The organism is Alteromonas sp. PRIM-21, assembly GCF_027563165.1.
GTDB lineage: Bacteria > Pseudomonadota > Gammaproteobacteria > Enterobacterales > Alteromonadaceae > Alteromonas > Alteromonas macleodii_A.
The window spans coordinates 102,961-128,758 of record NZ_JADOEK010000007.1 but is presented as its reverse complement, the minus strand read 5'-3'; the positions used below and the strand labels follow the sequence as shown (position 1 = coordinate 128,758).

Annotated in this window: 12 protein-coding genes; 3 read left to right on the top strand and 9 right to left on the bottom strand. The window is 43.4% G+C overall.

Annotation, left to right across the window (positions count from 1 at the left end; all coding sequences use genetic code 11):
- The 4 genes from IW644_RS11620 to IW644_RS11605 form a co-directional block, all read right to left on the bottom strand.
- On the bottom strand, positions 1-1,500 hold the full coding sequence (locus IW644_RS11620; RefSeq protein WP_269917741.1) for a sulfatase-like hydrolase/transferase: 1,500 nt from the start codon (positions 1,498-1,500) through the stop codon (positions 1-3).
- An 83-nt stretch (positions 1,501-1,583) separates the two neighbouring features.
- Positions 1,584-3,518: a CRTAC1 family protein gene (locus IW644_RS11615; protein WP_269917740.1), complete on the bottom strand. Its 1,935-nt coding sequence runs from the start codon at positions 3,516-3,518 to the stop codon at positions 1,584-1,586.
- A 176-nt stretch (positions 3,519-3,694) separates the two neighbouring features.
- On the bottom strand, positions 3,695-7,645 hold the full coding sequence (locus IW644_RS11610) for a glycosyl hydrolase family 28-related protein (RefSeq protein WP_269917739.1): 3,951 nt from the start codon (positions 7,643-7,645) through the stop codon (positions 3,695-3,697).
- 20 nt (positions 7,646-7,665) lie between these two features.
- On the bottom strand, positions 7,666-8,307 hold the full coding sequence (locus tag IW644_RS11605; protein ID WP_269917738.1) for a hypothetical protein: 642 nt from the start codon (positions 8,305-8,307) through the stop codon (positions 7,666-7,668).
- A gap of 466 nt (positions 8,308-8,773) precedes the next feature.
- Here IW644_RS11605 and IW644_RS11600 point away from each other — a divergent pair, with 466 nt between their 5' ends.
- Positions 8,774-12,502, top strand: coding sequence for a TonB-dependent receptor domain-containing protein (locus IW644_RS11600; protein ID WP_269917737.1), 3,729 nt, complete (start codon positions 8,774-8,776; stop codon positions 12,500-12,502).
- Between the two features lie 60 nt (positions 12,503-12,562).
- Complete coding sequence (locus IW644_RS11595; protein ID WP_269917736.1) at positions 12,563-14,311, top strand: Ig-like domain-containing protein; 1,749 nt, start codon at positions 12,563-12,565, stop codon at positions 14,309-14,311.
- 515 nt (positions 14,312-14,826) lie between these two features.
- Here IW644_RS11595 and IW644_RS11590 read toward each other — a convergent pair.
- Both IW644_RS11590 and IW644_RS11585 read right to left on the bottom strand, forming a co-directional pair.
- A complete protein-coding gene (locus tag IW644_RS11590) occupies positions 14,827-16,257 on the bottom strand; it encodes an aldehyde dehydrogenase family protein (protein ID WP_269917735.1) in 1,431 nt (476 codons plus the stop codon).
- Positions 16,254-17,405 carry a mandelate racemase/muconate lactonizing enzyme family protein gene (locus IW644_RS11585; protein ID WP_269917734.1) on the bottom strand — a complete coding sequence of 384 codons (1,152 nt, stop codon included), beginning with the start codon at positions 17,403-17,405 and terminating at the stop codon, positions 16,254-16,256. The genes IW644_RS11590 and IW644_RS11585 overlap by 4 nt, the downstream gene beginning before the upstream one ends.
- Positions 17,406-17,908: 503 nt before the next feature.
- Here IW644_RS11585 and IW644_RS11580 point away from each other — a divergent pair.
- Positions 17,909-19,888, top strand: a complete 1,980-nt coding sequence (locus IW644_RS11580; protein WP_269917733.1) for a glycoside hydrolase family 127 protein — start codon at positions 17,909-17,911, stop codon at positions 19,886-19,888.
- 86 nt (positions 19,889-19,974) lie between these two features.
- Here the strand turns inward: IW644_RS11580 and IW644_RS11575 are convergent, their stop codons facing one another.
- The 3 genes from IW644_RS11575 to IW644_RS11565 all read right to left on the bottom strand — a co-directional run bounded on the left by IW644_RS11575 (position 19,975) and on the right by IW644_RS11565 (position 25,751).
- Positions 19,975-22,563: an Ig-like domain-containing protein gene (locus IW644_RS11575; protein ID WP_269917732.1), complete on the bottom strand. Its 2,589-nt coding sequence runs from the start codon at positions 22,561-22,563 to the stop codon at positions 19,975-19,977.
- Positions 22,564-22,729: 166 nt separating this feature from the next.
- Positions 22,730-24,172: a sulfatase-like hydrolase/transferase gene (locus IW644_RS11570; protein WP_269917731.1), complete on the bottom strand. Its 1,443-nt coding sequence runs from the start codon at positions 24,170-24,172 to the stop codon at positions 22,730-22,732.
- The gene (locus IW644_RS11565) at positions 24,153-25,751 is read right to left on the bottom strand and encodes a sulfatase-like hydrolase/transferase (protein WP_269917730.1); all 1,599 of its coding nucleotides are present in this window, start codon (positions 25,749-25,751) and stop codon (positions 24,153-24,155) included. The genes IW644_RS11570 and IW644_RS11565 overlap by 20 nt, the downstream gene beginning before the upstream one ends.
- Positions 25,752-25,798 lie beyond the last annotated feature (47 nt).

The window sequence follows — 25,798 nt, the reverse complement described above, 5'->3', positions numbered from 1 at the left end:
CTAGTGCGCGGATGCGGGGCGAATTAACAGCTTACCTTCTGACTCATTTCCATCAGTTGGCTTATTCCAATAGTGATCCATACGATCGATATCGTAATTTTCGAACTTGCGTTCAAGTAACCAACGAGGTCGCTCTAGCGTAGATTCCCATTCGAATATTTTCTTAAACAGCATTTTTACAAGTTCTGGGTTCTCACTAGCCACGTCTCTGAACTCTTTTTCGTCGTTATCAATGTAGTAAAGCTCAGCAGGACGGTCTGGAAAACGCATTAATTTCCAGTTTCCCGCCCGAACTGTTGCTCGGGTATCTTTTTTCCAATAAAGAAACTCGTGTGGCGCACCTTGAATTGAGCCTTTGACGAAGGGTATTAAATTAACGCCATCTATATTTTCTAATGTAGAAGTATCACCACCACCTGCTGCAAAAAATGTAGGGAGCAAATCTAAGGTACTAACGGGGTGAGGATACGTAGTTCCTTGTTCGAATACGCCCGGCCATTTCATAACGTATGGAACTCTTACTCCGCCTTCCAAATGATTAGATTTCGTTCCACTAAACGGGAAGTTGTCTGAAGCATTCATATCTGTAGGGCCGCCGTTATCATTGGTAAAAACCACCAAGGTGTTATCTTCAATACCTAAGCGTTCCAGCGAGTCTAGAACCTTTCCAGAGGCCCGGTCCATGGCATACATCATAGCGGCAACCGTTTTACGTTTGCCCTTTAAGTTAGGGAATTTAGCTAAGTCTTCTTTTGTTGCTTCCATCGGTGTGTGAGGCGCGTTAAACGAAAGGAAAACAAAAAATGGCTTGTCCGCTTTTGTACTACGCTCGATAAAATCTATCGCTTCATCGGCAAGCTCATCCGTTAAATACCCTTCAGGCTCTTGGTATTGGGCAAAGTTGCGCTCCATCAATTCTAGCTTTGATGGTGCTTTACCTTCTTCATAAGCAAAATAACTGCGCGCGCCGCCACGAAAACCATAGAATTCGTCAAAACCTTTATTTAGAGGATGAAATTTATCTGCACCACCTAAATGCCACTTCCCATAATAGGAAGATGTATAACCCAGTTCTTTTAGATAAGCAGCCATCATCTTTTCTTCAACAGGCACGCCCATTTGATCGCCATCTAGCGCAGAGTTTTTACTCATATATCCAGGAACATTGTTTTCTTCAAAACCAAAGCGTTGTTGATAGCGCCCTGTCAATAAGCCTGCTCTAGAAGGTCCACACGTGGGGTCTGAAACATAGCCCTGTTCGAACCGAACTCCCTCGGCAGCTAACTGATCAAGGTTAGGCGTTTTCATTACCTTACTGCCGTGAAAGCCAAAATCACCATAGCCTGCATCGTCAGAAAAAATAAAAACGATATTCGGTTTTTTATGTTCCTTTGAAAGTCCTCCCTCTTTTTGCTCACTACTATGAGCAAGCGAAGCCACGGCTATCATAGATAAACACAGCGTCCAAATTTTGAGCACTTTACGATTGTGCTTTGTCATTGTATTGTCCTTCTATACCACTAAGTAAAATTTCAAAAATTCTTTTAACATTCGCTTTCTGTGTAAATGCTTAAGCCTTGCAGTCAGAATAACCACTGGTGATAAGTATTTACCGATTCAAATGTTCGTGAAGCTTGCTCGGCATTGCTCCAAGAAATCGTTGCTGATACCGGTCCAGTACAGTTGCCTAAACCGAAATGTAACGCCGTATTTGAACTCAAAGAATATGCTGCTGAGGTTTGCCCTACTCTCTTTTTCTGCTTAATACCGCAGGCGTCAATTTCCACTACCGCACCTTCTGAATTAGCGTTTGCCTTAGGCGAAGATGGAACATGTATACCAATGTAATTATTGTGTTTTTTGGTGTTACGCAATAGATGCCACTTGCCGCGTTCATTACCTATTATTAGGTCAACAGCGCCATCTAAGTCGTAGTCTAACGGTTCAATTCCAAGGCCTAGTGCACCTAGTTCTTCAGTTATGATGCCGTGAGCCGTAATAGCTTTGAAACCCTTTCCGTTTTCATTAAGAAAAGTGAGTGCGTTGTTAGGATGAATTAGGTCGCCTTTCTTGGTTATAACAAGGTCGCTGAACCCGTCATTATTGATATCTGCTACCGCTGATGACACTGTATTTTCAGTATAGGAAATTCCCGCTTGTGTAGAATAGTCTGTAAACTTACCGCCGTTATTTAACAGCAGCATATCAGTCAACGCATCTGGCTTCGGCATTTCAGGAAAAGCGGTAACCCCTTTTATTACCCCGGTAGAAATTGAAAACGTTGCCGCGGCGAATTGCCATTGCTCATTCCCAATGTAACCAATATAAGCGCCCTTTTTGTCTAATTTATCGGGGAACCCTAGTGCATCGCTATTTACAATTCGAACATCTCGCCCGATATGAGTTTCACCTTCAAACGCAAAGGGATAAGCTGACTCGCCAATGAATAAATCCTTTGTGGGCCATTGACTTTGAAAGTTGACAAACTCGATAACAGGGCCTGCGTGCAAAGGTGGAAATTTATGTGTACCTCTTAACCAATAATATCCCAACAATTGCTGTTTTTTATCGTAGAAAGTTTGCCCTGGTTGATATTCGACTGAGCGGGTTATAAATAGGTCAAAATCGCCGTCGTTATCAAAATCAATTTCATTGATACTTGTGACATCACTTAGCAAAGCAGGAAAAATGCGACTCGTCACCTCCTTATATTCAAACGCTTCACTTGCTTGATAAGCTCTAGCCTTATCGTTGCCATAAACGATTAAATCAGGGAGTCCATCGTTGTTAAAATCTGTAATTAGCGTTTTTTGACCATCTCCTCTTACTGCAGGAAGTTTCGTTTCCTCGGAAAATTGACCGTTTTGCGTATTTTTAAATACGTAGCTTTCGCTTTTTCCCTGCATTTCACGCGATGGAAACGCAAAGTTAAGTAAATCCAGCCACCCATCTCTATTTAAGTCGACAAGCTTTACGGTTCGCCCACGCATAAAAGGCATGGGCTGTTCTAAATTTGGTACTGTTGAAATTTCACGGTTTCTCGCTATCCGAAAAAGCTTGGTGTTTCTGGCATTGCTCCCTGAACCACCGCCTCTGGAAACCGCTATTTCTATACTGCCGTCTTTATCGAAGTCACCTGCAGTAATACCGTGCATATCCCCCATGATAAGGTCGTAAGGTTTGGCAAACCGGCCATTGTTGTTCCACAACACTTTTAAACTAAAACCATGGTCATTTAGCAAAAGATCAGGAAACCCATCTTGGTCAAGGTCAGCCACTGTAGCTACATCCCATTTGCGCAAATTGCTGTTTTTTAGAGGAAGGTGCTTTACCTCCTGCTTAAATAAGATGTGCTCGTTGCTAATATTTTCGCTACTAAAGTCTACCTTGTTTTGCTCCACACCATTTGCACAAGCGAAAGCACTGGTAGTCAGCACTGCTAAGAGCACTTTAGATATTTTGTTTTTATAGTACTCGCTGCCTCTAGCAGCGCTGATGAATTGACCTTTAACAAACATTTATCTCGTTCTCTGTATGCTTAAACTTATATGTGGCTCACACCATTAAATGCCACCTTAATATACATCATATGTTTGCAAGATGTTAAGTGATTTTACAGTTGCACGTTTTTTAGTGCATTAAAAAGGGGAAACGATGATGTTCCCCTTTTTATAAAATTGTTAAATGAACCCGCTTAATACCACCTTAAATCACTACAATTTGGTAGTGCGGTTTGGTAGTTAGAACGACACGAAGATAACGGCATGGAAAAGCTATCTAGCTTTTCGTAATGCCCATTAGGAAAGCCATTAGACGAGGGGTTATCAATATTAATATTGAAATTGTAATCCACACCTTCTTTTTGCTCGTTTACGATAGCGGCGACAGAATCCCCGAGGAAAATTTGTCCTCTTCTCGACCATTGTTCGGGAGAAGCAATACAGATGTTGTCGCAGCTAGCTACGAAGTTTAAGTTATCTAGCTTCAAGTGAGCGTTTGTATCGAAATTGGCGGTAACGTTATAAACGTAAGACTCTTCAAACCATCCAGGTTTGAGTTTAGTTCGATTATGCACTGCATCTAAACACGCTTTCGTCGGCGTAATCCGGGTAGCCCATTGGTTTGCACCACGAGCATAAGTTACATCAGCGCAGCCATCACCATAAGTAGCGTTAACTTCATCGCGCCACTGGTTCCTCGTATAACTTTCTCCTTGAGGACTGAACAGTTCAACGAACCCTTCGTCTACCCTCACGGCAAAACCACAACCGTGGGAGACAACACCATTGACCTGTACCGACCCATTCTCTTGAAAATGAGGGCCAAACATAACGGGGGCTAAACAATCTGTACCTTGAATATTTTCAGCAAAAATATCTCGAATACCGCCCTTACCGAAGTCCTTCATGCTTAAGTTGTCTGTTTCCATTCGTAACGTGATACCGCCTTCGCTATGAAGATTCCTGAACAGAATGTTATCGGCGGCATAGGTTTGAACGAGCCCGTAACCGAACAATGAGTTGTACTGAGTAATGTCTTCAATAATGCCGTTTACTGGCCAGTGGAGGTCGTTATCTCGCTGTGTAACGCCAACTAAAAAGGAAGCGAAAATAGTCTTGTTATCTTCAATAGTAAAATTAGCAAACCTGAAGTTTTCTATGTCACCCATTCTAAACACAGCAATTCGCTCATTGGGTTCTGGCGTTCTGTCGATAGACAAGTCGATAGTAAAACCTTCGCCAAGGCCAACCATGCTCACATTTTCTGCTTTACCCTGGTCACCAAAGCCCATTTCAAACATCCAGGTGTTGTAACCACCACCTGGTGCCAGATAAAAACGTGCATTTTCATCAACTACAATTTGTACATTTGACCGAAGATGTACACTTCTAAAGTAATAGTCGCCGGCAGGAATAAAGAGCTTTCCTCCGCCTAAATTGTTACTTATGTCATCAAGCGCTTCCTGCAGCACCTGAGTATCGTCAGTCGAATCCTGGTTATTAACTGCATAATCAACCAGTAAATCACGCTGAATGCCGGTTGCCGATGGCGGTGTATAGAACCTAGAGTCTTCAAAGCTGATGGGGTCAGGTCTGGGTGTTACTGTATAAGTGCCGCTGCCATCATGATAGCCGTATTCAGGCAACGGAACGTCATTTTCAATTTCACCGCTTCTAGCGAGCGCGTTGTCACCTACTAGCAGATAGTCATCGATAATTACCTTATCCCCTTCTTCTAACCCGCCGAAATAGAAAGACGGAAGAACATCTGTAATATCTTTACCCGTTGTGAGGATCCAGCTTTCTGGAACAGAGAAGCCAAGTTCATCAGTGTTTGCATCCACAAAGGTTATCGTTACCCAGTCACCGAAATGCTCTGGTTCAACCGTCGCGGTGTAGTCTGCGGTTATCGCCTGCGCTGCAGCAACTTTGCCCGATTTACCACCACTCAAGGTAACATTCCACGGTAACAAGTGATGCTTCACCGTTACTGGGGTTGTACTGGGATTGCCTGCCCCTTTAACTACTTTTACATTTAAACTTACGGACTGAATTTCAGTGTCTACAGCACCACCACCAAAAGCTTGGCTCCAGGGGTTAGCGTTGCCCCATTTGTGCCAAAGTAAAGATTGATTATTAATGTCTGTATTTACACTGGTGTCGGTATAACCGATAGCACTACTACTATTCACACCACCATTATCTTCTAGGCTAATACTACCGAAATCCGCAAGTACAAAACCCCATCCGTTAGTTTGGCTAACTGTTACCTCTTCAAAGTCGTATGCAATAGTGAAATCTGTGGGAATAGGTAGCGGCTCGCCCACTTCTGATACAACAAAATAGTCATCTAGGTAAATTTTATCCCCTACTTCAGTGCCAGCAAATTTAAATTCAGGATAAATATTGAAATCGCCCCCTTCATAGCCCGACCACGTGGATGGAATAATAAAATCGCCTTCTGAATCGGAAGTGAGCGTTAATGTTAACTCAACCCAGCCTCTACTATTCGCTGGAATAGTACCTGTATAACGCGGTGCAGCTTCAACTGCAGCAGGGTAATTATTTCGCTTATTACCTGAAACTAAACCATAAGGAAGGAGGTAGTGAATGATTTCAATGTCCTTCTCAGACACTAAGTCAGTTTTTACCCACAAAGACACTTCTCTTAATATGTGACCGTGGTTATCAAACCTTGCAGTAAACGGACTGTTATTCCATTGCTGAAGGTAAAACCCGTTTTGCTCTGGGTTAACATTTTCACTTGTATCTTCATAGACAAGCGCCGCTCCATTTCTCCCTTCCCCATCGGCAAAACTAAGTGCTCCCCTATCGATAACAGAATATACCCAGCCTTGACTGCCCTGGTTTGGTGCCAAGCTGTTCTCGTCAAACGTATAGTTAAAGTTAAGAATATCACCGAGCTGATAATCTGGCTCGTTAATGTCTGGAGTGCTATCACTTCCACCTGAAGAGCCCCCGCCACTATTTCCAGTGTCGCTATCATCTACTGGCGCACAGCACGCTTCATCCAAAGATATTTCGTTTATTGCGTAGCTATCTATGGTGACTTTGTCACCCACCTCTAGTCCATCAAATAAAAACTGGGGATAAACCTGAATAGATGACTCGCCATCAAAATGACGCCACGTATCAGGAATAGTAAAACTGCGTAAGCCAGTTTTACTATCAATAAATTCAACTTGCACCCAGTTGCCATTTTCGGAAGCCGGAATGATCATTTCGTATTGTGGGCCGATGTCTATGCCCGCGTTAATAGTTGGTCCTTTCTTGTCATCAATCACAGGGAAAGGAACAAGATTGTGCCTTACAGTTACATTGCCTGGCTGAGCTTTTTCAACCTTCACCCATAGCGAGACTGAGTTGATATCTTTGCCTATAGCACCTTCGAGCAACGTCGTCCACGGGTTGATATTAGGCTGATTGGTACGGTTGTTAAATCTAATGCCATTTTGCGTGATGTTTACATTAGCACTGGTATCGGTATAGCTAATTGCTCCTGTTTCATCTCTCCCACCATCTGCCTCAAATACCATTTCACCTCGGTTGCGCGTGGGATACACCCAACCTTCCCAGTTGTTATTTTCAAGCTGTACTTGGTCAATATTAAAATCGTAGGCAAATGCCAGAGCATTACTCGGTTGAACTTGTTGTTGAAGCTTAACGTCATAGGCAAACGCTTTTCGGGCTGGGCTAAAGTAAATAGTGTGGCTGTTTTGAGTCGCCGTTATATTAAAGTAGGGTTGATTGAAATTGTTGTATCCGTCTGGCTCTATAACCTCATGGCTGCTTTGCGTGACGACTAAGCGCAATGTATCACTTTGGCTAACCGACTCTGATAAAGTAAAGGTGTTTTCAGTAAAATACCCTACCCCCCGCTTAACATAGCGGTCACTTTGCTCAACAACGGTGTCACTCATGACTTCCCATTGCGTAACCTCCGCCACTTGGGCTTGCGCCATATTGAGCGTTAATAACGCAGGTATAGCACTTAGTACAGACAATGTAGGACGTGAAGAGGCATGGTAAAGAGATCTACTCAGTAAATTTTGCACAAGTTTTTTATTAAAAGTACTTAGCTTCCTAGACACACAGTGGCTAAGAGTTTGCTTTTGATTAAACATGGTATGTTCCCTGAAACGAATTAGCGAAGTGTATAACTGGAAGTTACAGAATTACGGCGAACCCACAGCCCAATTAAGGCCATTAGCAATAGGGAGAAACTGAACGGCTCTGGAACCTCTACCGATGTATCAGCTAGTTGAATATTAGAAACGGTTAGCGTATCGCCTAGCGAAAAGTTCGTGTCACCCACAGCAAATTCAAGAGAGACCAGTTGCCCACGCAGCACCGATAAGTCAGCAGTTACTCCGTCTGTATCGAAGTCATGTAAAAGGTTTGCGTTACTGTCGAATAATGCAACTTGAAAGAAATCAGCAGCTGCACTAAATGCCAGTGAGAGTGAGTGTGCTGTAGCGCCTACCGTGAATGATTGAAAGAGGTATACCCCAAAAATTTCATCGGCACCTTGAAAATCCGTCGATAGAAAAAGCGTGTCTGCATTTGTAGAAAAATTCTTAGAAAAATCGGAAAAATCGTTTACATCAACAAAAAACAATTCATTTGCACCGTCGAAGATGTCGACTTGCCCCTGCCATCCTTCAAACGCATTGTCGAAAGAGCTATTTATCAGCGTGGCTGAAGCTTTACTTGAGAAAGATAAGGCGAGCATTAATAGGGTTATACAGCTCCAGTACATCACGGCGGTCTGTTTTTTGTTCAGCATGTTTCTTCCTTTTAGATTATTCAATTCAAACATAATATGTTTGATATAATCATTTGTTTAACATTTTTTCAACAAATAACCGACATTAAATTTTAGTTTCAAGGTTTAAACTGTCACACTGCCTGAGTCCCTTCACTCCTGATTTTTGAATAAGAAAAAACCGTTGCCCCTCACATTGAAAAACATAATTTCATTATCTTTCAATAATTTGACAAGAATAAGACAAAAAATGGTTAATTTTTTGTGAACTAAAATTGCAACAACAAACATCATATGTTTAAACTAATAACATCTAGCGATAGTTGAAACTTGGAGAGTTGAGCGAGGTAGGTATCAAATCTTCAGGTCTATTAAGCTTCAGATTGGCGTTGTAATTTCAAAATGCAGTATGCGAGAAGAAAATCTGGTGGACTTGACTGTTGTTAGCTCGATAAAAATTAGAACACTCAAACTAGGTAAAAACCACATGTATAAAAAATTTAAGCTTAATGCGATCACAACCGTGGTGGTCGCGTCTTGTTTGAGTCAGCCTCTGTGGGCACAAGAAGCCCCGAAAGAGTCAGACGAAGAGTTGGTCGAACGTGCTGTAACTAAAGACGAAGAGTCCGATATTGAGGTTATAGAAGTTCAAGGAATAAAAGGAAGTTTACAAAAATCAGTCAACTCTAAACGCTTTAATGACAGCGTTTCAGATTCGATACATGCTGAAGATGTGGGTAAATCTACCGACCAAAACATCGCTGACGCCCTATCGCGTGTTACCGGCGTTACAGTACAAGAAGAAGCTGGTGAAGGTACCAGAATATCGGTACGCGGTGCTGGTCCTTCGTTGAACCAAGTGTCTATTAACGGTGTGGCGTTAACAGGCGGTTTGAGCGGTGGCGGCGGTAATGGCGTTAACAATAACAGCGTTGACTTGAGTTCTTTTTCTGCAGATATCTTATCCTCGATAGATGTGGTGAAAACAGCTGCAGCCGACCAAGACGAAGGCTCTCTTGGTGCCAATATCGAGCTAAAAACCGTACGCCCTTTGTCGTTAAACAAGCCTCGTCGCTCTTTTACTGTTGAGGGTAGACACAACGAGTTCGCAGACGATGAAGATTATCGAATTGTTGGAAGTTTCTCGGAAAAGCTATTTAACGATCGACTAGGTTTCATCATAACCGCCACAAAAGACCGACAAAATACTCGCGTCGACAGAATAGATACTAATTGGGCTAACCAAGCTATCCAGATAGCAGATGCATTCGATGAAGGCAGCCGAGCACGTCCAGCTACTGACCTTGCAACCGGTCAGCCTATTCGGGTTCTCGGTTACCAGCGCGACAACAGTGGTGAACTTATTCTTGGTGAAGACGGCCAGCCCTTATTAAACCCCATTGAGAGTCTCTTAAACTACGACCCTGCAACCCAAACATTGGTTGAGGGTGATTTATTCGTAATGGGTCGTGAGTTTATCAACTACAACTTAAATACCGATCAGCGCGACAGACTGTCTATTTCAACGGGTATTCAGTATGAAGTAAGTGACGACACTATGCTTCAGGTCGATATTACACATACCAATCAAAAGGTACTTACCGATAACCACCGCATGTTTATGAACATTGCGCCGTTGACTCCTTCCATTCACCCTGGTGACGACAATGTTGCACTTAATGTGGTGGACCTTTCTACCAATACACTGCAGCGCTCTACGAGTCGCTCAATCACTGGGGGATTCAATAGAGCAAGAGGCTTACGAGAACTCACAACCAATGTTGTTACGTTAGACCTTTTCCACAGCTTTACCGACGACTTAACCATGAACCTACGAGCTGGTTATTCTGGTTCTGAAGATGAAACACCTGATAGAGCTGACCCGGATGCATTCTTTACGATAGGCACAGCAACCTGGGGCACGGCAGGTCGAAACGTCGTTGAGGCCATGCCATCAGATATTCTTGAACTTGTAGGCTACGACTGTACGCAAGGCTCACTGTCAGACTGTGAATATTTTACGGGAAGCACACCGGGTGAATTTGATGCCTTTGACGGCAGTGCTAACAGTGTGACCAGCCGTTTTAACCCATTTGATTTACAACACAATCACCTAGGAAATTTAGCGTTTAGAGAGAACAAATTCGAAGATACCAATAAGTCTCTGTTCATTGACTTTGATTATGCGCTCGATAATGACTACGTGACCAGCATAGAGTTTGGTGGAAAGTACTCTCATAGAAACCGTGACGTATCAATAAAAAACACAGCGATTACTAACGGTGAAGATCTTATAGCGCTCGATGATCCTGATGCCGAGTTTGAAGTGCGAGGCTTAGCGTCTATTCGCGTTGCTAACATGCTTTCTGGTGAAGCTTTTCCTTATGACAATTACGGCGAGGATTTACAAGCTAATCGTGACAATGCCTTTTGGGGAGGATGGCCATTACTTGATGCCCAAAAAGCATTAGAGCTACTGTCTGGTAAAGATGCGTCTGAAGTTGGCGTACGTTTTAGCGACCAAGGTACTCGCGAAATAACGACCGAAACCATGGCTGCCTACTTCAAAGCTAATTTTGAATTTATGGATGGCCGACTTACCGGTAACATTGGCGTTCGTTACGTAAAAGATGAAAACGAAGCCTCTGGTATCGGTGGTATCAACTATATCAGAGCACCGCAAGTCATTGACCCATATAACTTGTTTGTAGAAAGGGACTTGGGTAACACCAGCCTTGATCCTTGCCCGTTAGGTATACCTATTGCCAACGGTGATACCCGTTACGCGCCACAAAACGAAGCAGAACTAAGCAACTGCTGGGCGTGGGCACTAACCCACGGATACAACTTTAATAATGCGGCAACCATTCCTTTTGACGTAAACACGGGGCAATTCCTTGTTGTTGGTCCTGACGGGCAAACTGGCTTAGACGTAAACCGTTTAGTATTTCAAGATGAAAATGGCAACTTTGTTTTTAATGAGTTACCAGGCCAAGTATATGACTCGAACGGTAATTTAGTGCCGACAAATGCTTCAAGCTGGGCGCGCTTTAACCAGACTGGCTATGTTTGGCCTTTCCTGGACAGAAGTACATCGTTCACTGGCCCAAATGGCACGGGCCAAGAAGTTCAAGTTAGAACCGCGCCAGTGACTGATGACGCATCAAGTTCTATTTGGTTGCCGAGTTTGACGTTAAATTATGCGTTGAACGAAGAGACTATCGTGCGATTTGCATTAACTAAAACAATGACGCGGCCGCGATTTGACTCTTTAAACCCTTCTGCTTTTATCCGCGAAAACCAGTTTGGCTTAGCCTCGGGCAACGCTGGCAACACAGCACTTAAACCGCTTACCTCGAACAATATCGACTTATCTTACGAGTGGTACTTCAGTGACTCTGGACTGTTGTCTGCGGCTTTCTTCTACAAAGATATGGATAACTTCGAAGAAACCGTGGTTACTCCTTTCCACTACCGTGACGTGAGAGAAGAAGTTGATTTACAAAGCTCTGACCTTCTTCTCGACTTTGATGAAAACCGCACACCAGGGGGAGAAGACGACTGTCATCCACTTCGCCTTGCAGCTGGTTTCTTTGAGCAGTGGAGAATTGAATGTGATGTTGCCAATATCACCACCTCAAAAAATGGCTCAGGTGCCACTATTGAAGGTGTAGAGCTTGGTTATACGCAAAACTACGATTTCTTACCGGGAGTCTGGTCTGGTTTTGGTGCCACCATTAACTACACCTATCAGAAATCTGAATCCGACCCTGTAGAAATTGGAAATTCTGGTCGTTTTCTTAAGCCTTTGCCACAACCTTTTACGCCTAGACACTCGGCAAACGCAACGCTGTTTTATGAAAAAGATGGCATTCAGTTAAGACTGGCACACCGTTACACCGGTCAGCAACTGGTGAACCGAGGGTTATCTGGCGTATCGCTTTGGCAGGATGAATCTCACAGATTAGATTTCAGTGCATCTTATGCGATTAACAAAAACCTCACGGTAACGTTTAACGCGCTAAACATTACAGACGATACCAGAAGAAACTTTGTTACCGCAGCCAACGCCATCAACCCGAATAACGTTAATAGCAATGAAATCGTGCTTGACGAAGGCAGCGTGTATGAGGATAGCAGTATTCCACAAGAGCGCACGGCATCGCTATTCAAATTCGGTCGTCAATTCCGAATTGGTCTTCGCGGAACTTTCTAGTTAATCAATTAATAAGGCCAGATTTCAGTCTGGCCAATTTCACATTTTTGGAGAAGTAAGATGAAGAAAAACTTACTACAAATATCTGCTCTCGCTGCTTCGGTAACAATTGCGCTTACAGGATGTGGCGGTGGTACTGACGAAGGCTTTGACCCAAATTTTAGTGCAGATGCCCCCCTTGAGATATCAATGCCAATGTTAACGGCAGAAATGACAGAAGAATCGGGAGAACAAACGATTGATTTGGTAGCCGGCGTTACGGTAGATGGTGAGCCAGCCCAAGGAAATATCATTATTTCTGACTTACAGTTCACCACATCACCTCTATATAGAACACCGCAGGCACCTTCTATTGGACAGCCTAATCAAACCATATCACCATTTACTGTAGACGGTAGAAACTTGGTTGTGGACACGGATTTATTCGCCGATCGTTTAAGTACATGTGATACCAGTGACAACTTCGGTTCGACACCAGGGTCTGAACCTGACGGTCTTCTAGACAACCCTCCATCGGTCACCTATACCATCGATTTTGCCATAGACAACGGCTTTAACTTACAGCCGGGGGAAGTATTACCTAGACGAACACTTGAGTTAACAATAAACGCTGTTTTTGATGACGTAGAAAGCGTCACTGCCGAACCTATCAGAGTTTCCCTTGGTAAAGAAGGCTCGTTATTTGCCACCGTGCTGCCCCAAAAAGCATGCGATCAACGTTTATCTTTTAGCGTAGCAGATGAGAGTATTGCGACGATAGATGAAAACGGCAATATCACCACCCTAGCTATTGGTGAAACTACGGTAACCGTTACAAGCTTAAGCAACCCTGAGCTATCAACAACCGTGGCCTTGGAAGTGTTTTCTGAATTCACATTAAACCTAGCGAATAAAGACATTGATGAAAACGGGCTAACAACCGACATTAAAACCACCCCATCTTGTGTTTCTGCGGGTTTGTACGTTGAACCACAACCCGCTTCAGGGGAAACGCTTACTGGTGAGTATACCTACGAGTGGACTTCATCTAACGAAATCGATTTCCCGTTAGCTGAAACCATACACTACGGCGAAGATGGAATGGGTCGCTTTAGCACAGGTGATATAAACAACGTGGGCTCACAATTTGAGGCAAGCGTTGGCTATTTATCGGGTGATACCGGATCTTTTCCGAGTGATGAGGTAGAAAGCAAAAGTGCCACCGTTATTGTTGAAAAGAACTTGATGTGTGACCCAGGAACATCAGCCCATCCAGCTGGATTCAACACCGACTTTAACCTAGATGGTGAAGGCGCGCCCTGGAAGCCTGATGGCTTAGTTACTGCTGTGGACGATTCTTTGTCTGGAAAGGCTTTGGAAGTGACCATGACGAATGTAAATAACGGGTTTACTCGTATTTTGCAGCAGGTCTTTAATAAGCAGCGCAACTGGCACAGTTCAACCTACGGACTAGGTGGCGCTAGCGTTGGGAAAACGTATAAGTTTGCCATGTGGGTTAAATTACAAGAAGTACCGGAAACAGAAGTTCAGCTTCGCCACGTTGTGCTTCCTTTTGCCTACCAAGACGGTCCCACAGGGCCAGGTTTTGACAGAAGACTAGAAGCGGCAGGAATATTTACGTCTACGCTTCGACCTACTACTGAGTGGCAGCTTGTCGAATTCGTCGACGATGCTACTGGCAGTCGAGAATGGTCAGTCCCTGAAAACTGGACTGTGGTAACTGATGTATTTATTTTCTATGAATTCCTAGGCTTTCCTGTGGGCGCTAAGGTACTCATTGATGAATATTCATCAGTAGAAGTTCAGTAAAATAGAAGTTTTAGTTTGAAACTAACGCGGCCAAAAGGCCGCGTTTTTTATGCCCTTTTATCAACTTGCGTTGATTGTTTCTGATGTCAACTTACTGTTTCCCGTACGGTGAACGATTCTAAGCTTAGCGTTAAGTGTTACTTCACCAATTAATAGTAAATTAAGTTCCAGTTCCCTTCTTTCGGTATTTCAAAACTCAGGCTGCCTAGTGACAAAGACAATTAGAACGCTTGAAGTAACGTAGAGAGGGCAAAGTGATATAGCCTTAGGCGTTCGGGAATGGCCTCTGACTGCTATGCCACGGTTAGATGTAGTCTCCGGTAATTAAGTATATTTAGTGAAAAATAATAGGCGTAAAGTGCGGGGGCTGAGGCGTAGGACAATTATTAAAATGATTAGCTATAAAAATGCATAGCAAAAAAGCTTACTAAATTAGTGCGCATAATAAAAAACCTCCTAAATTGGAGGTTTTTATATCAATTCCGTGATTAGGGTCTCCCCTATTTAAACAAGGATCACCCCATAAGCATTGATACACGCTTATTCGTGTAAAACTCTTGCAGACTGTATTTCGAACAGTCTTTACCGACGCCACTTTGCTTCAGGCCACCATGAGGCAATTGCACTGAATAATGCGCTTCGTTTATACACACACTGCCAGCTTGTATACCTTTAGCTGCACTAAACGCTTTGCCTAAACTCGTTGTATAAACGTAAGCCGCTAACCCAAACTCTGTATCGTTGGCTTTAGCTATGATGTCATCGGCATCAGAGAAAGGAATAATAGAAAGCACAGGGCCGAAAATCTCAGTACGGGCGATTTCCATTTCCTCTTTCACGTCGGTAAGAATGGTGGGTTCTAAATAGAAGCCGGTTGCTCTGTCGCTGGGAATGTTGCCGCCTAGGGCAATTTGAGCCCCACCTTTAACAGCATCCTCTATTAATTTGAGTATACGACCACGTTCTTTTTCACTGCTTAGCGGGCCCATAAGGCGCTCCGCGTCATCGCCTGTGCCTAACTGTATACCGCTAGCGTGCGATACCGCTTTATCGATAAATTCGGCAACTCGTGATTCATGAACAAAGCAACGATTTGGCGATACGCAAACTTGACCCGAATTGCCGTATTTAAGGTTAACAATATCAATCACGGCTTTGTCTAAATCAGCATCGTCATAAACCACTACAGGTGCGTTTCCGCCAAGTTCTACCGAGAAATGCTTAACACTTGTACAGGCCGTCTTCATTGCATTAACGCCCGCCCTAGTAGAGCCAATCATGGTAAACAGTGCGGTAGTATCGCTTGTTAATAGTGGATTAGTATTATCGTAGTTATTGCTAGTAATAATATTAATAACACCTGCAGGAAAGCCAACTTGATGGGCAAGCTCTGCGCACTTGAGCGTTGCAAGTGGCGTTACTTGCGAGGGTTTGATGATACAACTGCAGCCAGACGCTAAAGACGGTGCTAGCTTGTAACCTAAATTAAGTAGCGGGAAGTTCCACGCTAAATACCCCACTACTACGCCCAGTGATTGACGCTGAATAAAATGGTGAAAACGCTCGTCTGGGTCAACAATAACAGGCTGCTCTATGCGCTTCGCTTCCTCAACAAAAAAGCGCAAACAATTTGTTAGCATACCGAAATCATACTCTGCGTTATCGCGAGGCTTTCCTGTCTCTTCAATAAGGATTGCAATAATTTCTTCCGCGTTTTCTTCAAGAAGTGCAGCATAGTCAAGAATAAGTTCAGCGCGCTTCGACAGCGGTGTAGAAGACCAATGCTTAAAGCCCTCATCTGCGAAGCCCAGCGCTTCAATGACTTGAGACTCTGAAATATCAGGCACTTCGGTAATTACTTCACCAGTTGAAGGGTTAAATACGGGAAAAGTTCTATCTGCGCCTGTTAATTCGCCATTAATTAGCATCTTAAATGTATGGTTCATTTTGTCTCCGTTTCGCAAAACACATAAGGTTTCATTGCGTCTAAATTAATCTCAACACCTAAACCATTCCCGGAAGGCACGTTGGCATTACCATTTTCCACTACCACTTTTTGTAAAAATATATCGTCACGTAAAGGGTTTTCAGTGCGGTCGTATTCTAAGAAGAGCGGTTTCTCTTCCGCTCGGCCTGGCTCGTGATAAGCCGTAGCCAGGAAGTGACAAGCACTGGCTAGATTAAACTGGGTTCCCCAAACATGTGGGATCATGTTTAACCCTTGTGATGAAGCTAAGGTTCTGATTTTAAGCGCTTCACTCGGCCCGCCGCAATAACCCAGGTCAGCTTGAACTAACTGTACACCACCAGCACTTAGTAATTTTTGAAAGCCAAAGCGAGTTTGTTCGCATTCACCGGTAGCAATAGGCGTCAGGCATTTATCGCTTAACTGCCTGAATTGCGCTGCATGTTCTGGAGATAAAGGCTCTTCAAACCAAGCATAATTGCACTCATCAAGTACCTGCCCTACTTTTATAGCTTCACTTAAATCAAATGCATGGTTCGAGTCTGCAGCTAATATTGTATTTGGGAAACGCTTGCGAAGCGCGCGAATAAAAGCAATATCGAAGTCTGGGTTTTTACCCACTTTAATTTTTAACGCTTGGTAACCCTCGTCTACATATCCTTGCGCCTCTTCAAGTAAATGAGGCAGAAGTTTATCTTCGGGTAAATCGATGTAATACATACCAGTGGCATAGCAAGGTACTTTATCGCGGCATTTCCCCCCCATCAAAGTACTTACACTCTGCCCCAACGCTTTGCCTTTTAAGTCCCACAGCGCCATATCTATTCCTGACATTGCTGCTGTCATAACGCCAGCCCTTGCAAAGTCAAGTGAAGCGCGCCACATAAAATGCCACAATGCATCGGTTGAAAGCGCGTCTTGGCCGATAATACGAGGGGCGTAGAACTTCTCTACTGCTGCCTGAATAACATCTGCTGGGCCATAACACTCTCCCCACCCACTAGTACCATTATCAGTAATGATTTCGATAACGAGCACATTGCGCTGATTGTAAAACCATTGAGAAAAACCAAAAGGCTGCTCGAGATGACACCGAAGATGATAGGTTTTAATACATTCAATTTTCATTTTAAGACTCAACTTTCACGACAGCCATGGTGGCATATTCTATATCGCCACCGCATTATATAACAAATATAAACATATGATGTTTGCATTTCAACTACATTTACAGGCTTTTAACAAGAAATATTTAAAGATCAAAAGCGCGGCATATATAAATTCACATACGCTACCTAAGCATTAGGCCTTTCAGACCTGAAAATGGCGTGGGGATATGTTAATAATTCTTGAAAACCAAAACATCATATGTTTACATTGATCACAGTTACGTACTGTGTTGTCAATAACGCTTTAGTTGTTATCTCTAAACCACTACCCTAATTTTCTAACGCTTTGTTTTCACGATTGGAAAGCGTATTGGCTGGGAAAAGCTAAGGGAAGACAACAGGCAAATACTAAATAAAAAGGTAAAACTGAAAATAAATAGTGCTTGATAAGCGCAAGTATCGAAGCGCCCAACACACTGCTTATTTTTACAATGAATTTAACTATCGGTAGTGAGGTTTTCCATGCCAGAGAATTTAACGCGCAATAAGACAGAAGTTGATACGTCTAAAAGCCCTAATGTAAAGCTCAAACCTATATCCATGGGCGAATGTAAATGGAAAGATGGTTTTTGGGCCGAAAAAACTAGGCTTTGCGAAGAATCAATGATCCCATACATGGGAAGCCTACTTACCGGTGAAGTTGGTCATGCTTTAAATAATTTCAAAATTGTAACGGGTGATTTTGATGGTAAGTTTGACGGTGAATACTGGCATGACGCAGACTTTTTTAAGTGGATGGAAGCAGCCTGTTACATGTATGGCTTAAACAATGATCAGAAACTCCTTCAAGAAATGGATGAGATCATAGCCATTATTGCTAAAGCACAAGAAGCTGACGGCTATCTTCATGCCTATATTCAAATACATGGCATTGAACATTTCTCAAACCGAAAGTATCACGAAATGTACAACTGTGGTCACCTTTATACCGCTGCATGCATTCACTATCGAATGACGGGTAAAACTAACTTCTTAGATATTGCCCTTAAAAATGCTAATTTGCTGGTGTCAAAGTTCGGCCCTAACCCACCTGAGTTACGTCGTTTTGGTTTTAACCAAACTCAAATTATGGGCCTTGTTGAGCTTTATCGAACTGTAGGAAATGAAGATTACCTTAAACTTGCCGAACAATTTATCAATAATCGCGGCCAGTCAGAAATGGTCCATGACTCAACGACCGTTGGCTACCCTATTGGTGATATGGTGCAAGAGCGCGTACCACTTCGCGAAGAAACTGAAGCTGCTGGTCATGCGGTATTGGCGCTTTATTATTACGCAGGCGCTGCTGACGTTTATGCAGAAACAGGTGAAAAAGCGCTTATTAGTGCTTTGGATCGTCTGTGGGAAAACGTAACGCAAAAGAAAATGTACGCTACCGGTGCCGTAGGGCAGACCCATTACGGTGCGTCTCCGCGTAGAGATATGATTGAAGAAGGTTTCATTGACGAATATATGATGCCTAATTTAACCGCTTATAACGAAACCTGTGCAAACATCTGTAATGCCATGTTTAGCCAACGATTGCTAGGTATTCATGGAGAATCGAAATACGCAGATATTATGGAACTCGTCATGCACAATTCTATGATGTCAGGTATTAGCGTATGTGGTACCAAGTACTACTACGCTAACCCTTTGCGTAAAATTAACGATGCCCGCGACTACGAAAATATGAATACAGAGTCGCCAGACCGCGAGCCTTATCTATTTTGTTTCTGCTGCCCTCCTAACTTGGTAAGAACAGTGGCAAAGTCTTCATTGTGGGCCTACAACCGCTCGGACAACGGCATATCCGTGAATCTATATGGCGGTAACACATTAGAAACTACACTACTCGACGGCACAGAACTTAAGCTTACTCAAAGCACTGAGTATCCTTGGGAAGGCTTGGTAAAAATCACTATTGATGCGTGCAAAGAAGACGCTTTTGACATCATGCTACGCATTCCGGAGTGGTCGAAAGAAAACACGTTGAAAATTAACGGTGATACCCTTGATATTGCGCTTGTTCCAGGTGAATTCGCGACAATTACTCGACAATGGAAAGCCGGTGATGTGATTGAACTAGATATGCCGATGCATATTAAATTAATTGAAGGTCACGAGCGTATTGAGGAAGTACGCAATCAGGTAGCCGTTAAGCGCGGCCCGATTGTTTATTGCGTTGAGTCTCCTGATTTGCCTGAGTCAGCGAGCATTACCGATGTGTATTTACCAAGTAAGTCTAAACTTTCTGTGCAAAAACAGCCTTCATTTTTAGGCGGTGTCACAACTATCGAAGGCGAGATTTTATTGCGCAAAGATAGAGGAACAGGCATGTATCGCGATGTTTCGCAGCCAGAATTTGAAAGCATCACAACGCAATTCGTGCCCTACTTCGCGTGGAGTAACCGTGGTGAGGCTGAAATGAGCGTGTTCTTACCGATTATTTGGCAGCAATAAATACGCTATAAAAGTTAAAGCCTGATAAAATAAAAAGCCTGCGACATGTATAAGTCGCAGGCTTTTTTTTCGCTTCAACTAAAAAACTAATCCACTTTTATAGTCAAGCTATCTGTCTTTCCTTTATTCTTCGTCTTCACGGTAATTACCGCTTCCCCTTTATTACGAGCAAAGAGCACCCCACTAGCATCAACAGTAGCTACAGCGGGATTACTGCTTGTGTAAACCACTGACTTGTTTGACGCACAATCCGGTGCAACTACTGTGTTCAAGTTAGCTGACTGACCTTTACGCAAACGGTTGTCGCCTATGGATAATATCACTCCGGTTACGTTCACCCACTTCTTGTTACAAGACACATTTCCTGCCTGAACAACAGTTAGTACTGTAGTGTCAATATAACCACCATCGTTTGTTTTAGCAGTGATTGTGACGGTTCCTTCACTAACTCCAGTAACTACCCCCGTATTATCTACTACCGCTATAGACGGATCATTTGAGCTAAAAGTGACGCTTTTATCACTTGCTTCACTAGGACTTACTGTCGCCGTTAATGCAATGGACTGGCCTACTGCTATTTCATCTCTGGAAGGATTAGTATTTATGCCAGTTACAATTACAGGAACTGAAGGGGAACTAGTACCGCCAGTTGATGATACAAGGATGTCATCAGCATAGGCTTGAACGCTACTTTCACCATTCCAGAAGTATATCTTCGCAGTGGTATTACCGGAGCCTGTAGTAAAGGTAGTACTTAATTTTTGATAACCTCGGCTCTTAAACTTAAGGCTTTTTTCATTGCCACCATATTCTTTTACACCCAGTCTCACCTTTTCAGTTAAGGACGAGGCCTTACCGTAACCAGATAAAGTGTATGTAGTGTTTGGCTGCACATCAATAATCTGAACTAACGCTCCTGTACCATCTATATAACCTGCGTTAACTCCTTCCTTTGCATTATTGGCGACAATGTCAACGTTACCCCAGCTGTTGGCCCAGGACGTAGCCAGATTATTTTGTTCAAAACCGCTGTTTATGACCAAATTATCGTCAGTGTTGTCGCCTCCTCCGCTAGTTTGTACAGTAACCGAAACCGCATCGGTAAATCGTCCATCAACACTTTCGACTTCTATAGTGGCGGCTCCCTCTGAGTAGGCAGTGAGTAAACCGTTACTATCAACGTCAACAATAGATGAGTCAGATGAGTACCACATCACTTGTTTGTTGGTCGCATTAGTGGGTTGAATGATAGCCGTTAATTTGACTGACTCACCAAGGTTTAGTGTTCTATTATTACTACCTGAAATAGTTACCCCAGAAACACTAATATTTGCCGAGTTATTCGACACAATGCTTACATTATTGATGGCTTTTTGTAAGAAAACATCACTACCATTAGAAGATTTAAATACCGGAGTCAGCGCATAATAATGGCCAGGGGGAAGCTTGGCTGTGGGTGTTACGCCATCTAAATCAAGAGAGATTGTCGTCTTACCTCCATATTTTTTGTCGTTATTAGCTACGGTAGCATCATTTGCTGATGCAGCGATTTTCACAAACCCTTGCGCATTTTTTTCGACTAAGTTAACCGTAATCCCATTGTACTTGTCTGAAACGACATAAAAATTGCTACCGCCATGATAGTTAACGACTACATCAAGCGTGCCACCAGACTGATAGCTTGTAGTAGCATATTTATTCGCATCATCTACCCAAATAGATGGCAAAACCTCCCACGTTTTCACATACTCCACCTGCATTGTCGCATCTTCTGGAAAACCCTCTTTTATAACATTGTCGGGGTTTGGATCTGCTCGCTGACAAGCACTGTTGTATTTGATTAAATGGCGACGCAATCCTTGCGAGAAGATAAGGTGCATAGGCCTATGCCACCATTTGTTTTCCTTTTCCCCTATTTTTACACCATCGACATACCAGATGATTTTATCAGGGCGATTATCAACCGCGTAGGTATGAAAACCTTTTGAAGGGTCGAACGGCGCTTCGTAATGCAGCAGTTGAGCTTCTGGATTTGGTTTCGGGCGTTTCCACACGATCTTACCATTCTCTTCCACGCGCGCGTGTAGGTTGTGATCCATATCATTAACTTCATCAAAGTCTGTTGGGCTTCGCCAATCGGCTTGTTGTAACTCAACGATATCTATTTCACTATAATCGACATATTGTTCCCCCTGAACGCGAGGAAAAGGATGGCCGTCACTGTAAAGCCAAAAAGCTGGGCTTAACCCAGGAAAAATGTCTACACCTTTGATAGAGGCTTCATAAAAACCATAAGTACTTTCTACAGCAGAGCGCACAGCGCCGGACTTATAAAAAAGTTGCCTTTGAACGGTTTGAGATGGCCCGCCAGCAACACCATCCCAACAGCTGTCCTGAAATGATCGGGTATGAGTTTCTTGGGTAGTCGCAATTTTTAATCGACCATTCTCTACATAGGCGTTATCGCTGTCGAATGTCCATGCCCCTACATTTAAACTCGCAGGCGCATTTTGCCATTTACTATTATTAAACCCATTTTCAAAATCGTCTGTTTGCGCCCCCAGCTCTCTAAAACGCACTTCTCCAGCTTTCATTCCTGTTGGCCTTACAACTTCTGCGCTTACTTGTGCTCCGCAAACAATAGCAACTGAAGCGAGTAGTAACTTATTTTTCATATTAATTACCTAATTGTCCGAATAAGAAGTAGGGTCACCATTATTAGTATTATAAAAGCAAACATATCACCTTTATAAAGTTAATGTAAATGATATGTAAATAGAATGCATAAAAAAACCGACACTTTTAGGCGTCGGCTTTTGTCGTTGGGTGGACATATATAAGTTAGTCTAAATCAAAGGTTTCACCGTAACGCGGCATATCTTCGCTTCGCCACTCGTCTCCTTCTTTATGGATATGGAACCATTGGGGAGGTTTATTTGACCATGCCCAGTAGCCTGCGTCTTTCACCATGTCAGCTAAAAGCTGTGGGTATTGCGCACTTAAATCGTTTGTTTCGCCAATATCTTCAGCTACGTTGAAGAGTTTCCAGCCACCTGTAGTGGTAGTACGAACCGCTTTGAAGTCATCACGACGAACAGAAACATCATGCGCGCCTTTACGATGGCGCATAATGAATAAACTCTCTCCCTCGCGGGCGCTTGTGCTAGCGACGATATGAGGAAGAATGTTCTTACCATCAAGGACTTTGCCGCTTGGCACATCGCTCTTAGCAAGTGCCAGGAACGTTGGATAATAATCTAACGTTGAAACTGGAGCGTCATACTGTTTGTTACCTTTTAAACCATTTGGCCAGTGGAAAAACATAGGTACACGATGCCCTCCTTCTCTTGCACTGCCTTTTCCTTCTTGTAATGGTAGGTTGACCCCACCCAATTTGCGTTTACCCCCGTTATCGCTGGCAAAAACAATAAGCGTGTTGTCATACTGTTCCGTCTCTTTGAGCATATCCACTACCTTAGCAATTCCGCGATCTACCGCGTAAACCATAGCTAGGTAAGTTCGACGCTTTTTATCTTTAATATGTGAAAACAGAGCGACGTCTTCCTTTTTCGCTTCTAAGGGAGCGTGAGGCGCGTTGTACGCTAAATACAAAAAGAAAGGTTGCTGTTTGTTTTTTCCAGCTCTGTCGATAAAATCAACGGCTTCTCGAGTGAATGCATCAGTAAGATATTCAGTTTCTTTCACTTCTTCGGTATTACGCATTAACGGCGTGATGTAATCATTGAAGCGTGTGACGCCCGAAGCTTTCGCTTTTTCATATTGGGCTTGGTATTGCTCAGGAAAGAACCTGTGACCACCACCCAAGAAGCCATAAAACTCGTCGAAGCCTCGATTATTTGGTTGATAAGGCTTTTCCTCACCTAGGTGCCACTTACCTATAGCGCCGGTATGATAACCCACCTGCTGAAGCGCTTTACTCACAAACATTTCGTTGGTGTCAATACCGGTGCTAGAACCATCTACCGGAAGATTAAAATCAGCGCCAATTTTATGAGGGTAGCGCCCCGTCATAAGTGCAGTTCGGCTTGGTCCACAAAATGGGTGTGCGACATAACCTGAGCTAAAGCGTACTCCTTCGTTAGCCAAAGTATCCAAATTAGGTGTCTTAACGTCATTGTCGAAACCGTGATAGCCAACGTCAGCGTAACCTTGGTCGTCGGTAAGAATAACCAAAATATTTGGTCTTTGGGCTTCTGTCGCTACGGCTGGCACCGCGGATAAAAAGCTTATTGCCGCTAAGAGCTTAATGGCGTAATTTTTCATTTTTAGCGTCCTGTAAATAGTGTTTAGCGTGATATTCTAATTTTGTTAGCGATGGGTCTTCTGTACGTTTTAGTTCTGAAATAAGCAGTGCCAGCATCTCCCCACAAATATCAACATAATCGCTATCGTCTATGAGGTTAGTGACCTCTCCAGGATCTTTCTTAAGATCGTAAAATTCGTCTAAATCTTCACCTGGGTTCCATACAAATTTGTATTCAGGGGTGCGAATAGCTCGAATACCGAACCATGAACCGTTGTACCATTCATAGGCATAAAGGGCTTTATCTACCTGGCCCTCTTCCGCTTTATCACCTTCTAACATGAGTGGAATTAAGCTATGGCCGTCATAGTCAGGCTCAGCGTCTAAATGCATCATCTCTGTTAGCGTGGGCGTTACATCAATAAGCGATACTTGGCGATTAACCACACGTGGGGATATGTCCGGGTCCTTTATAAGAAGCGGCATACGCATAAGCTCGTCGTAGGCATAGGGACCCTTATCATAAAGCGTATGCTCACCAAGCATAGAACCCTGGTCGCCGAACAGTACAATGTGCAAGTCATCGTAAATACCTTCGTCTTTGGCCTGTTGAATTAACTCACCGATAATGCGGTCTACCATAGCGATCGCGCCATAGTAGTGAGCCCGAGCCTTTCGCCAGTCCGTGTCGCTCATGTGACCTACGTCATGCCAAGGCCACCAGATGCCGCCTTGCGCCATAGGCTTATTAATGCGTTTAGCCAGATGATTACTTGGAAGTTCGAGCTTCGCTGGGTCAAACATACTGGCATAGGGCTCAGGAACTCGATAAGCAGGATGAGGCTGATTAAAACTGATAACACCAAAAAAGGGCCGCTTATCCTTTGCCATTTGTGAAAGCATTTTTTTGCCTGCTACCACCTTTTTATAGGCTTCAGTATCTTCATAAGTTCCAGGGAGGGTTTTGTAATACTCATGTTTTTCGTTGTTTGCGTCGAGCCTACCTTCGTAGTAGCCCTCGACCTGCTTAACCTTGCCCGTAGGCGTAAATACTCGAGTAAAACGCTCCCTTGGCTCATGACCATGCGCCAAATCAATTTCAGCCCCGCGAAGTTCAGTTCCTCTAGCACCTAGGTGCCACTTTCCTACGTGTCCAACTAAATACCCTGCTTCGGATGCTTTTTTAATAAGCCCACCTTCGCTTAAATCTAATTCAGCCAAACGGGTATGATAAAGTTCTACGTTGTCATCAAGACCCGTTTTATGCCCCCATTTCCCTGTATAAAACGCTGCGCGAGAGGGTGAACAAAGTCCAGTAGTCGACATTGCATTATCAAAACGAGTACTTTCAGCCGCAAGAGCATCAATATTGGGTGTATTTACTGGACCTCCTCTGTAGGAAAAAGTATCAAAGCGCATATCGTCAAACATCAGGACAAGTACGTTTGCAGGCTTACCTGACTTATTTCCCGTTACCTCGTTAGAAGGTACTGATTCCATTGAAGACGTAGCGCCTATTGAGCTTTGACTTACGCTGACTGCAAGTATGCCGCTTAACAGCGTGCACACCGGCTTTTTGAAGAGTTTTGATAGTGGCACCTAATTCACCTTTATAACGCTAATATCAATTAAAAGTAATTTTCCAA

Bases quoted from the DNA above. Each gene is read 5' to 3' on its own strand.
- IW644_RS11620 (WP_269917741.1), bottom strand. From the start codon at position 1,500: ATGACAAAGCACAATCGTAAAGTGCTCAAAATTTGGACGCTGTGTTTA.
- IW644_RS11615 (WP_269917740.1), bottom strand. From the start codon at position 3,518: ATGTTTGTTAAAGGTCAATTCATCAGCGCTGCTAGAGGCAGCGAGTAC.
- IW644_RS11610 (WP_269917739.1), bottom strand. From the start codon at position 7,645: ATGTTTAATCAAAAGCAAACTCTTAGCCACTGTGTGTCTAGGAAGCTA.
- IW644_RS11605 (WP_269917738.1), bottom strand. From the start codon at position 8,307: ATGCTGAACAAAAAACAGACCGCCGTGATGTACTGGAGCTGTATAACC.
- IW644_RS11600 (WP_269917737.1), top strand. From the start codon at position 8,774: ATGTATAAAAAATTTAAGCTTAATGCGATCACAACCGTGGTGGTCGCG.
- IW644_RS11595 (WP_269917736.1), top strand. From the start codon at position 12,563: ATGAAGAAAAACTTACTACAAATATCTGCTCTCGCTGCTTCGGTAACA.
- IW644_RS11590 (WP_269917735.1), bottom strand. From the start codon at position 16,257: ATGAACCATACATTTAAGATGCTAATTAATGGCGAATTAACAGGCGCA.
- IW644_RS11585 (WP_269917734.1), bottom strand. From the start codon at position 17,405: ATGAAAATTGAATGTATTAAAACCTATCATCTTCGGTGTCATCTCGAG.
- IW644_RS11580 (WP_269917733.1), top strand. From the start codon at position 17,909: ATGCCAGAGAATTTAACGCGCAATAAGACAGAAGTTGATACGTCTAAA.
- IW644_RS11575 (WP_269917732.1), bottom strand. From the start codon at position 22,563: ATGAAAAATAAGTTACTACTCGCTTCAGTTGCTATTGTTTGCGGAGCA.
- IW644_RS11570 (WP_269917731.1), bottom strand. From the start codon at position 24,172: ATGAAAAATTACGCCATTAAGCTCTTAGCGGCAATAAGCTTTTTATCC.